General features: G+C 43.7%; 11 protein-coding genes. 7 read left to right on the top strand and 4 right to left on the bottom strand.

The window, feature by feature from the left end; genetic code table 11:
* Window positions 1-250 precede the first annotated feature (250 nt).
* A complete protein-coding gene (locus MUY27_RS11860) occupies window positions 251-1,114 on the bottom strand; it encodes a carbohydrate kinase family protein (RefSeq protein ID WP_245130239.1) in 864 nt (287 codons plus the stop codon).
* A gap of 70 nt (window positions 1,115-1,184) precedes the next feature.
* Between MUY27_RS11860 and MUY27_RS11855 the strand changes: the two genes are divergently transcribed.
* The gene (locus tag MUY27_RS11855; protein WP_245130238.1) at window positions 1,185-1,601 is read left to right on the top strand and encodes a YybH family protein; all 417 of its coding nucleotides are present in this window, start codon (window positions 1,185-1,187) and stop codon (window positions 1,599-1,601) included.
* A gap of 133 nt (window positions 1,602-1,734) precedes the next feature.
* On the opposite strand, the gene MUY27_RS11850 is transcribed toward MUY27_RS11855, so the two are convergent.
* The 3 genes from MUY27_RS11850 to hemW all read right to left on the bottom strand — a co-directional run bounded on the left by MUY27_RS11850 (window position 1,735) and on the right by hemW (window position 4,572).
* A complete protein-coding gene (locus tag MUY27_RS11850) occupies window positions 1,735-2,616 on the bottom strand; it encodes a cupin-like domain-containing protein (protein ID WP_245130237.1) in 882 nt (293 codons plus the stop codon).
* A 140-nt stretch (window positions 2,617-2,756) separates the two neighbouring features.
* Window positions 2,757-3,308 carry a fasciclin domain-containing protein gene (locus MUY27_RS11845; protein ID WP_245130236.1) on the bottom strand — a complete coding sequence of 184 codons (552 nt, stop codon included), beginning with the start codon at window positions 3,306-3,308 and terminating at the stop codon, window positions 2,757-2,759.
* A gap of 142 nt (window positions 3,309-3,450) precedes the next feature.
* The gene (gene hemW / locus MUY27_RS11840; protein WP_245130235.1) at window positions 3,451-4,572 is read right to left on the bottom strand and encodes a radical SAM family heme chaperone HemW; all 1,122 of its coding nucleotides are present in this window, start codon (window positions 4,570-4,572) and stop codon (window positions 3,451-3,453) included.
* Between the two features lie 237 nt (window positions 4,573-4,809).
* On the opposite strand from hemW, the gene MUY27_RS11835 reads away from it, so the two are divergent.
* From MUY27_RS11835 to porM, 6 genes are all read left to right on the top strand, one after another.
* Entirely contained in the window at window positions 4,810-5,706 is an 897-nt protein-coding gene (locus tag MUY27_RS11835; RefSeq protein WP_245130234.1) for a flavin reductase family protein, read from the top strand.
* A 132-nt stretch (window positions 5,707-5,838) separates the two neighbouring features.
* Window positions 5,839-6,819 carry a DUF4271 domain-containing protein gene (locus MUY27_RS11830; protein WP_245130233.1) on the top strand — a complete coding sequence of 327 codons (981 nt, stop codon included), beginning with the start codon at window positions 5,839-5,841 and terminating at the stop codon, window positions 6,817-6,819.
* A gap of 15 nt (window positions 6,820-6,834) precedes the next feature.
* On the top strand, window positions 6,835-7,593 hold the full coding sequence (locus tag MUY27_RS11825; RefSeq protein ID WP_245130232.1) for a uroporphyrinogen-III synthase: 759 nt from the start codon (window positions 6,835-6,837) through the stop codon (window positions 7,591-7,593).
* Between the two features lie 238 nt (window positions 7,594-7,831).
* Complete coding sequence (gene porK / locus MUY27_RS11820) at window positions 7,832-9,148, top strand: T9SS ring complex lipoprotein PorK/GldK (RefSeq protein WP_245130231.1); 1,317 nt, start codon at window positions 7,832-7,834, stop codon at window positions 9,146-9,148.
* A gap of 53 nt (window positions 9,149-9,201) precedes the next feature.
* The gene (gene porL / locus MUY27_RS11815) at window positions 9,202-9,996 is read left to right on the top strand and encodes a type IX secretion system motor protein PorL/GldL (RefSeq protein WP_245130230.1); all 795 of its coding nucleotides are present in this window, start codon (window positions 9,202-9,204) and stop codon (window positions 9,994-9,996) included.
* A 46-nt stretch (window positions 9,997-10,042) separates the two neighbouring features.
* Entirely contained in the window at window positions 10,043-11,575 is a 1,533-nt protein-coding gene (gene porM, locus MUY27_RS11810) for a type IX secretion system motor protein PorM/GldM (protein WP_245130229.1), read from the top strand.
* Window positions 11,576-11,578: the final 3 nt, after the last annotated feature.

Raw genomic sequence — 11,578 nt, 5'->3', positions numbered from 1 at the left:
CAAAAACACCCAAACCAACAAAAAAACTTAAAGTAAGCTGACACCATACAGCTTTCCTAATAAACCCGTCAAAATCTCTTTAAATAAAAAAACCGCCTCATAATTGACTTATGAGACGGCTTCGCAAGTATCACCAACATCTTTATGAACTTACAAAAACCATGTGGCGACAATACAAACAAGGCGCAAGGTAATAAAGGTTTGCTTTCCTGATTCTTGGCTCTTGACTCTTGATTCTCGGTTCTTAGTTCTACAGCGCCTCTACTTCTGCAATGTTATAGGAAGGATTTGCGCCGCGTTGTCCGGCTACGTAAGCGCCTACCCTGCAAGCCCGGTTCAGAATAGTATCCGGCGATTCGTTATTCAGTAAACCTGCAACCAGCGTGGCCAGGAAAGAGTCGCCCGCACCTACGGTATCCACCACATGCGCCGGGTAGCCATCGTGTTCGTAAAACTTACCGTCGTGCCATAATATGGCACCTTTATCGCCGCGGGTAACGCATATGGTTTGGCTATGATAAGTGCCATGAAATTCTTCAATCTTTTGCTTCAGGTCACCACCCTTACCAATTAGCAGTTCCGCCTCGTCTTCATTCATTTTCACCACATGCGCACGCGCCGCCAGGGTATGGATCGTATCACGGTCGTAATGGGGTGCCCGAAGGTTGACATCAAATACAGTCAGCGTATTGCTTTCAGACAGCAGTTCATGCAGCGTATCGCGGGTTTGGGTGCCACGGCAAGCCAGGCTGCCGAAAATAATAGCCGAAGCATTTCTGGCGGCATTGAGCAAAGTGTCTGTCACACGGATATTATCCCATGAAACCGGTTGTGGGATTATGTAGGTAGCATGGCCGTGCTCATCTAACTGAACGGTAACTTCGCAGGTAGGCAAAGTATCGTCCTGTTGTACCAGGTCTGAATATAATCCGCTTTGTTCTAAAAAATCTGCCAGCTCATCACCAGAGGCATCGCGGCCGACACTGCTGGCGAAGCTAACTGCTGCACCCTGTTGTTTCAGGTGCCAGGCAACGTTCATCGGGGCGCCGCCCGCTTTTTTTGTTTCCCCGAACGCATCCCATAAAACTTCGCCAAAGCATAAAACTGGTTTCATATTGTATCGATAAAAGCTGAAAGTTAAAGTTAGAAGCTTTTTGGATGTGAAAATGTTTATTTTAGGTCTTATGAAGAAATTTATTTTACCATTTCTGCTGCTGATCAGTTCAATTGCCTTTGGGCAGGACCGTGAACAGATCTTGAAAGTATTGCACACCCAGCAACAGGCATGGAATAAGGGCAATATCGATGAGTTTATGAAGGGTTACTGGAAATCAGATTCGCTGATGTTTATCGGCTCTGGCGGACCGAAGTACGGCTGGCAAACTACTGCTGATAATTATAAAAAGCATTATCCGGATAAATCGGCCATGGGCGAGCTGAGCTTCAATATTCTTCAGGTAAAGCTGCTGGATAAAACCAATGCTTTTGTTTTGGGTGGATGGAAGCTTAAACGCGAAAAGGATCAGCCGGGCGGTTATTTTACCCTATTGTTCCGCAAAATAAACGGGGAGTGGAAGATCGTGGTGGATCACACCTCCTAATTCGGAGTTCGGATTTTCGAATTCGGATTTTAGAATTTACCCTGGTAGAATTTTAAAAAGAAAAAGACGCGAAGTTTCGCGTCTCTACAAATAATTAAAGTCCTCCCTTCTGGGGAGGATATAGGAGGGGCCGTTACTTCGGTTCTCCCTGGGCTAACGCTTTATTAGCGCGTTTAATGGCCAGTTCTTCTTTCCAGTCCATGTACCGCTTTTTAAATTTCTTTTTCATATAGCTGTCCAGCTTACGCTGAATGGTCAGGTTGTAAAGGCTCTTTGCTTTTACTGCCCATGATTTATCCCAGGCGCGCAGCGAGATAGAGAAAGACCCATCGAGGTATTTCATCCAGTGCCAGTAGCCGGTAGGCATAAATAAGGTGTCGCCATGTTCAAGGATGGTTTCCTGGCCTTCAATGCCGTCTAAGGCAGGGAACTTGCTGAAGTCGGGATTTTCAATGTCGTAATCCTCAAGGGCGTAAGTAGCAAAAGGAATGCAATACAAGCGGTCGCGCCATTTATAATCGAACAGGATGATATGTTTGCGGCCGTTAAAATGTGTATGGAAAATATGGGCAAGGTCTATATCGTAATGCAGAAAGGTTACAGAACCCGCACCGCCGAAGAACATGCTTGGATATTTATCCAGAAAACCGCCCATCAGGTCTTTTGGCGCGCGGTAATCATCCAGTAGCTGCGAAGCGTGCTTTATAGGATCAAAAAAGAAAATGCGGAGATCGGTCGGCTCTTTTTGAATCAGGTCGATGTAGTCGCCAAATTTCATTTCAGCAGCAGAAGCGTTAATCGGTTTGGAAGGGTCGGCCTTTGAGCTGTCGTACAACGGCACCACCTGGTTGCCAACTACCTCCTTCAAATACTCGAAGGTCCATTTCTGTAAAGCCGGCCAGGTTTCAGTTGCTTTTCTGATCACCAATGGCTTACGCGGGATTAGGTAATTGTTAATAAAATCTTCCTTGCTGATGTGATCAACCCGATCTATCGGTGATAAAATCAAACCCATGTTCACAAAAAATTAACACGCAAATGTAGCTAAAATCGAAACAAGGGCGGTATACATATTTTTTATTACGCACAAATAACAAAAAGCCCGGCGCTGATGCAACCGGGCTTTCACTAGATATGTACTTGATCGCTATTTGCTTATTTAGGCATCAAAACGGTGTTCACCACATGTATCACGCCGTTCTTCTGGAACACGTCTGCGATGGTCACCCATGATTTACCGCCTTTTTCATCAACCAGGTACAACTTTTTACCTTGTTGCATCACCCAAAGTTTACCGCCCGATACGGTAGTCAGTTCGGTTTTACCTTTACCTTCTTTTACTTTTGCCATCAGGTCGGCAGCGCTTAAACGGCCTGCTACCACGTGGTAAGTCAACACTTTGGTTAGGGTAGCTTTGTTCTCTGGTTTTAAAAGGGTGGCTACAGTACCTTCGGGTAGTTTGTTAAAGGCTTCGTTGGTAGGTGCAAATACTGTGAAGGGGCCGTCGCCTTTTAAAGTTTCAACCAAGCCCGCTGCTTTAACCGCGGCAACCAGGGTGGTGTGGTCTTTAGAGTTAACGGCATTATCTACAATGTCTTTTGTAGGATACATCGGCGCACCGCCTACCATCTTTGTTTTTTGTGCAAATGCGTTTGGCGCAAGGGCAGTAGCTACTACTGCAAAGGCCATGATAAATAGTTTTTTCATTGTTTGTGATCGACTTATTTATCCCCATTTACGGCGCGGATTTATGGCTGGATTTCAAAAAAAATTAAATTTTTATTTAAAATCCGATGCGGAAAAAGGCTCGTATATCTAGGGTTTTGACCTTCTGAAAAAGAAGTCGGGCCTAGAAAAATAATTCAGAAGCAATATGGTCTGCATATAACTTGCCTTCTCGTGTCAGGCGGAAAATCCCTTCTTCGCGTATCAGCCAGCCTTTTTCTAAAAAGGGTTCCGATGTCTTGATCAGGTCGGTGGATGCCCCTGCTGCGATACCTTCAAGCGTAGATAAATCCAGTCCCCACATGGTACGGAGCGAGGTCATGACATATTCATTCAGGCGGTCCGTTTCCGTTAATATTTCAGTTTCGGCAGGGATACGGTTTTGTAAAATAGCCTCGATATATTTCGCATTATTAGCTACGTTCCATTGGCGGGCTTCACCGTTAAAGGAGTGTGCAGAAGGGCCTAATCCTAAATATTTTACGCCCTTCCAATAGTTGGTGTTATGGCGCGAGTAATGGTCTGGCTGGGCGTAATTAGATATTTCATAATGCTCGTAACCGGCTGCCTGCAAGGTGTCTGAAAGGTATAAAAACTGTTCGGCGCTTTGGTGGTCGTTCAATGGTGGTGATTTCTTTTTCCGGATAAATGCCGCAAGCGCTGTTCTGGGTTCTACAGTCATGCCATAAGCAGAGATATGCGGAACATCCAGATCTAATGCTGTTTGGATATTTTGTTTCCATTTGGCATCGCTAAGCAGGGGATAACCGAAAATCAGGTCGATGGTAATATTCTCAAAACCGGCATCCTGCGCGCGTTTTACTGACGATTCTGCTTCACCGGCATTATGCGCACGGTTCATCCATTTCAGGTCTTCGTCGAAAAAAGACTGGATGCCAATGCTAAAACGGTTCACGGCGGTAGATCGCAGGTCTTTTACCTTATCGGCGGTCAGGTCGTCAGGATTGGTTTCCAGTGTAAATTCTACATCTGCAGCTATGTGGAAGTGTTGCGCTATTTGTTCCGTCATGGTGTTGATCTCTTGTGCGGTTAGCAGGGAAGGCGTTCCGCCGCCAAAATAAATCGTGTTGATGTTTTCCTGGCCCAGGTAATCTTTTTGCAGCGCAATCTCCTGGCGGATAGCTTCCAGCATTTCCTGCTTATATTTTAAAGAGGTGCTGAAATGGAAATCGCAGTAATAGCAAGCCTGCTTGCAAAACGGAACATGTATATAAATACCGGCCATGGGTGGCAAAGGTAGGGAAATGTTTCTTGCGTCGTGTCGTTGCAGCGTGTGTAGTAAACATTATTGAAGATAAATCCTGTGGTAACGCGATGGATATAAAAGCCCAAAATTTCTGTAGGTTTATTGCTTAGAATAGGGTAGTAGGTGTTTGGGCGAAATTGTGGCCGATGTAGTTGCTATACCTTTTGCTCCCTGTTGTAAACTTTATTTATCCTGAACTTAATTGAGCAAAAACCAATGAGGTTAAAAAGTATAGATGCGTCATCACTAACATCTGCCGAAATGCAAAGTTATTTGCACTACGCTATTGCTCCCCGGCCAATCTGTTTTGCATCCACTGTTGATAAAAACGGCCAGGTTAATTTAAGCCCGTTTAGCTTCTTTAACATGTTTAGTGTAAACCCGCCGATATGCGTTTTTTCGCCAACAAGCAGGGCGCGTGATAATACCACCAAGCACACGCTCGAGAACGTGTTGGAAATACCTGAATGTGTGATCAATATTGTGAACTATGATATGGTTCAACAAACCTATTTAACCAGTATGGATTACCCAAAAGGGGTAAATGAGTTTTCGAAAGCAGGGTTTACCCAATTGGCTTCGGAGACCGTCAAACCTCCAAGGGTAGCGGAATCTACCGTTCAATTGGAGTGCGTAGTGAATGATGTAATATCATTAGGGAAAAGCGGTGGAGCGGGTAATTTGGTTATCGCAGAGGTAAAAAAGTTGCATATTAATGAAGATATCTTAGATGCCAACGGTAAAATAGATCCTTTAAAAATAGATCTGGTTGCCCGCTTAGGTGGTGACTGGTATTGCAGGATAACCGGGGATAACTTATTTAAAATTACCAAGCCGGCAGATTATGCGGGGATGGGTATCGGCATAGATGCCTTTCCTGAAGAGGTGAAAAACTCTAACGTATTAACCGGGAATAATTTAGGGGTATTGGGGCTGGTAAAGACGCTTCCTTCCAGTGAAGAGGTAGTGGCCTTTAGCCAAACCGATGAAATGAAGGAACTGCTCGGTGCTGCTAAAAACGGTCAGACCCGCATGCTACGCTTACATTTAAAAGCCAGGGATTTGTTAGATAACGGCCGCGTAATGGATGCGTGGAAAGTGTTGTTAATGTAGCTTTAAAACTTATACCTGCTACCGGAAAGATCAACAACTTAGATCACGTTAAATTTTACGCTTTTTGTATTACCGGCGTTAGTACCGGCTATGAAACCGATAAATCATTTTAACTTTGCGGCGTAAATTACTATGCGCGTATTTTGTTGGACGTTCCTGTTGATTGTTTTAGGCCTGAAGGGCTTTGCACAGGATTCTGCCCTAACCCCGCCTCCGGATACGGTTTACCACAGGCCGGTAATCCGCAGCGCCGCGCAGCTATTGCTGGATTCTGTTGCCCGCGCAGAGCAGCTGCGTATGAAGCGCCTGGGCGACTCGGTAGCCATGCAGTACTTCAATAAGCCAGATAGCCTGCGGCCCGATAAATTCTACGAACTGATGCTGCAAACGCAGACATACAAAGATTACGGCTTCCTGAGCATGCCCGAATCCAAGCGGAGCAAAAAAAGCGCAGGCCATTACCGCCCCACGCGCGACCCCTGGATCATCATCATCATATTCGGATTAGTGATCTATTCTGCATTGCTAAACCGTGCCGCAAGTAAAGATATCCTGAATGTTATGATGTCTTTTTACAGTAAACGGATTCTATCGCAGGTAAGTAAAGAGGATAGCTTGCTCGCATCCTGGTCTTTTGTGGGGCTGTTTCTGCTTTTCGGCTTAACCTTCGGATTGTTTTTGTACCAGGTTACATCCTATTATGAAATTTTCTATAGCATCAGCGGCGCCCAGTTATTTATATCGCTATCGGTACTTATTATTATCGTATTTGCAGTAAAATTACTGTTATTAAGATTTATTGGTTTTATTTTCGATGTAGGTAAGATTGTGAGCGAATACATTACCGTGTTGTATCTTACCTATTTCAACATTGCTTTTGTATTTCTTCCGGTGACGGTCTGTTTTAGTCTTTTAGCAGCGCAATACATTCCATATCTGCTATTTACGGCGCTCGGGCTGGTGGTAGTTATTTTCATCTGGCAATACCTCAGGAGCAGCTTAAATATTATTTCGAACTTTCGGTTTCCGAAATTTTATTTAATTATCTATCTTTGTGCCCTCGAAATTTGCCCCATTTTAATATTGATTAAGGCACTTAATATTAGGACTTAAGGTAGTAAGACGACATTGGAAGACAGAAAGAAACGGGTAAAAAGTATATTGGTTACTTTGCCCAAACCTGAGAACGATAAGAATCCCTATACCGAGCTTGCTAAAAAGTACGGTTTGAAAATCGATTTCAGATCCTTTATCCATGTGGAGGGGGTACCTGCGAAGGATTTTAGAAAAGAGAAGATCAATCTGGCAGATTTTACTGCCGTGATCTTTACCAGCAGGAACTCTGCTGATCATTTTTTCCGCATTTGCGAAGAGATGCGGTTTGAAGTGCCTGTTGATATGAAATATTTCTGTTTGTCTGAAACTATTGCCCTGTATCTTCAGAAATATATCCAATACCGTAAGCGTAAGATCTTTTTCGGGAAACAGACAGCAGCAGACCTGGCCGAGGTTTTGAAAAAGCACTCCGGCGAGAAATTTCTTTATCCTTGCTCTGATGTTGCTGCCGAAGAGACCCAGAAATTCCTGTTAGACAACGGTTACAACTTCACTCCTGCGGTTCTTTTCCGTACGGTATGCAGTGATCTGTCTGATCTGGCAGAGGTATTTTACGATATTATTGCTTTTTTCAGCCCTTCCAGTATTCAATCGCTTTATAAGAACTTCCCCGATTTTAAGCAGAATAACACCCGAATCGCCGCATTTGGCGCCACCACCCACAAGGCCGTTCTTGATGCCGGGCTGATCATAGATATCCCCGCACCTACTCCCAGCGCACCTTCCATGACAATGGCCATTGAGCAGTATGTAAAGCAGGTTAATAAGTAATTTTTTACTTTTTAAGTAACTTTTAGCGGTGATAAGCGTAAAAGTTGAAAGTTTTTGAACTAAAGTAAATCAATTATTCATTTTTAGTTGTTATGGCGGGTGAGTTGCTCGTCAAAACACCCCTGTATTTGGGGTCTAAATGCCGAATGATTAAACTCAAAAACTTTTTGTATTTTGGTTACCGAAATTATCATATAGAAAATAAGGTCAGAAGTAATTTATACACCGATAATTGACGATGAAAAAAGTATACTATTTATTTTCCTTACTGGGCATTGGAATTCTTAGCAGTTGTGGCCGTGGAGGAGACAGGGGAGAAGTTGTGGGCGTCCCGCAGCGGTCTTTCAGAGCGGAAGTGCCCTATGGTATGGTTTACATACCTGCAGGTTCTTTCCTGATGGGCCAGACTGACCAGGATGTTACTTTTTCTCAGATCGCTCAAAACAAACAGGTAACAATCCCTCCGTTTTTTATGGATCAAACCGAGCTGAGCAATAGCCAGTACAAGCAATTTGTAAACTGGGTTCGCGATTCAATTGCCATTACCAATTACCTGGGTGATGATAAATATTACGTAAAAACTAAGGGTGCCGCTACTACCAATTCTAACGGTAAAAAAACTATTGATTGGAATTATGTTCGCACCCACCCGGTATGGGCCAGGGGTAAAGGTAAATCTAACCCGAACCAGCAAAAGCTGAGCGGTATGTATTACCAGGGAGATGATCGTATTTTCGATCGTAATGAGATCGATGTACGCCTGTTGAAATACAATTATGCATTAGTTCAGATGCGCGAAGCGGCTGATCACCATAATGAAAAGAACAGAAAACGTTCTGATTTTATCCTGCGCGATACGGTAAACGTTTATCCGGACACCCTGGTATGGTTAACAGACTTTTCTTACGCGGCCAATGAGCCGATGGTAAACGGTTATTTCTCTCACCCCGCTTATAAAAACTATCCGGTAGTGGGTGTTAACTGGCGCCAGGCACGTGCATTTACCGTATGGCGTACCCGTTACAACGATTCTTACAAAGACGCACATAATCTGCCTCACCGCTTACCTTATATGCTACCAACCGAAGCTGAATTTGAATATGCAGCACGTGGCGGGCGGATCGGTACGGATTACCCATGGGGTGGCCCTTACATTAAAAACTCGAAAGGTTGCTTACTCGCTAACTTTAAACCAGGCCGTGGTAACTATACCGACGACGGTGGTGCCTATACTGTAAACGTGCGTTCTTACTTCCCTAACGATTACGGCTTATATAACATGGCTGGTAACGTAGCAGAATGGACAGAATCTGCTTATGACGAATCTGCGACTACCTTTGTGCATGATATGGCACCTACTTATACTTACGATGCGAAGGCTTCAGATCCTGAATCTGCCAAGCGTAAAGTAGTAAAAGGTGGTTCATGGAAAGACATTGGTTATTTCCTTCAAAACTCAACCCGTACTTACGAGTATCAGGATACTGCTAAATCCTACATCGGCTTCCGTTGTGTAAGCCATTTTATGGGCCGTGATATCCGCGACAAACGCTAATTATTGAACATTCAAATCATTTAATAAATCCTCAACTAAATTACCCCAAACCTATGGCGGGCAAGAAAACCAAATTTGGCATCGGCAATGTTATATCAATCGGTGCGACAGTCGTAATTATTGGTCTGTTATTTAAAATTCAACACTGGCCTTATGCAACCGTTTTTATTACAGTTGGTCTTGGTACAGAAGCTTTACTATTTTTCCTTTTAGGCTTACAGCCTGAAGTAAAGGAAGTAGATTGGACACGCGCTTATCCGGAACTTGCAGATGATTATGCAGGTGAACCTGTAAAACGTGTTGCTCCGGCTCCTGCTGCAACAGGCAACACTGCAGCATTAGATAAAATGTTATCAGATGCTAAGATCGGTCCGGAACTGATCAGTAGCCTTGGCGAAGGTTTAAGAACCTTTGGTGATAAAGTAGCTAACATTTCAAAAGTTTCTGACGCTGGCGCTGCTACCAATGAATTTACGGCTAAATTAAAAACAGCCTCTGCAAGTTATGATGCTTTAGGTCAGGCTTTTTCTAAAGCAACAGCTAACATTAACGAAATGGCTAACAGCAGCGTAGATTCTAAAGCTTACCATGAGCAGGTAAATAACCTGGCTAAAAATTTATCAGCGTTGAACGCCGTGTATGAGTTAGAACTTCAGGATTCAAGTGCGCATCTGAAAGCGATGAATAAATTCTACACCAGCCTTTCAGCTACGATGCAGAACTTTAATGAGTCGTTAGACGATAGTAAGCAGTTTAAAGAAGAAGTGGGCCGTTTGTCTAAAAACCTGGCTTCATTAAATGCGATCTATGGTAACATGCTTTCAGCAATGAACCAGCCACGCGCTTAATTAACTTAATTAAAAACATCTTACTTTAAATAGATAGATACGACACATGGCTGGAGGTAAAGAAACCCCAAGGCAGCGGATGATCGGCATACTCTATCTGGTACTGTTAGGCCTTGTTGCGCTTAACGTTCCTGATAGTTTGTTAAATGCCTTTAAAAACATCAGCGATAGCCTTACCGCGTCGAAGAATAACGTACAAACGGGTATTAACAATACTTTCGACGCATTTGAGAAAACAAAACTGAAGGAGCAGCCCGAAAGAGCAAAGCCTTTATATGATAAAGCAAAGCAAGCTGCAACAGCGACTGATGAGCTGAACGCTTACGTTGAAGAACTGAAGAAGCAGTTAATTGACGCTGCAGGCGGTTTCGACGAAAACATTAACGACTATAAAGGTCGCGATAACCTGGACATCTCTGCAGACCTGATGATCAACAAGAAGAAAGGTGAAGAGTTGCGTAAAAAGATTGACGAAACGCGCGAGAAGTTATTAAGCCTTTTAGACGAGAAAGACCGTGCAACCACTAAGCTTGCTTTGGAAGCTGTTGCCCCTGAAGCTAAAAAGGGTAACGCAAAACTGAACTGGGAAGAAGCTTATTTCGGCGATGGTATCCCGATGGGTGCTGCGATGACTTCTTTGAACAAGGTAGAGGCTGACGCTAAGAACTCTGAATCGGAAGTTATTAAAAAGATATTAGGTAAAGTAGATCAGGCGGTAGTTAACCTGGACAAATTCAATGCTGTAGCCGTGGCGCCAAGCAGCTACGTAATAGCAGGGCAGCCATATACTGCGCAAGTCTATTTGACTGCTTATGATTCTAGGTCTAACCCTAATATTACTGTTAACGGTTCAACTATCCCTGTTAAAGAAGGTATAGGTACATATACTACCAATACAAGTAGGGAAGGTGTTTATACTTGGGTCGGAAATATTACCGTGAAACAAAACGACGGTGCAACTAAAACTTATTCTGTTAGGCAAACTTACCAGGTGGCCAAGCCATCAGCAGTGGTATCGCCTGATAAGATGAACGTTCTTTATATCGGTGTAGAAAACCCTGTTTCAGTATCCGCACCCGGTATTCCAATGGAAAAGCTAAAAGTTAACATTAGTTCTGGTTCGTTAAGTGGTTCTAATGGACATTACACTGCAAAAGTAAGTTCTATTGGTACTGCTAAAGTAACCGTATCCGGCGAAGTTGCTCCTGGCAAAACACAAGTGTTAGGCACTACTGAGTTCCGTGTAAAACGTATCCCTGATCCTAAGGCACAATTCGCCGGGAAAAGTAGCGGTGCAGTTGGTACAGCTAACCTTAAAGCACAGGACCGTGTTTTTGCACGTCTGGAGAATTTCGACTTTGATGCGAAGTTTAACGTTACGCGCTTTACCCTTTGGGTAGCAAAACCACGTCAGGATCCTATTCAGTTGGTTGCATCCGGCCCAGACCTGACCAGTGCCATGAGAAGCGCCATGGCCACTATTACACCAGGTACACGTGTTTATTTTACCAATATTGTTGCTGTAGGCCCTGATGGTACGCAACGCGGCCTTGATGATATTGTATTACTTGCAAATTAAAAG

Source organism: Mucilaginibacter straminoryzae (genome assembly GCF_022953055.1).
In the GTDB taxonomy this organism is placed as follows: domain Bacteria; phylum Bacteroidota; class Bacteroidia; order Sphingobacteriales; family Sphingobacteriaceae; genus Mucilaginibacter; species Mucilaginibacter straminoryzae.
The sequence above is the reverse complement of the archived record's forward strand: the minus strand, read 5'-3'. Positions and strand labels throughout refer to the sequence as shown.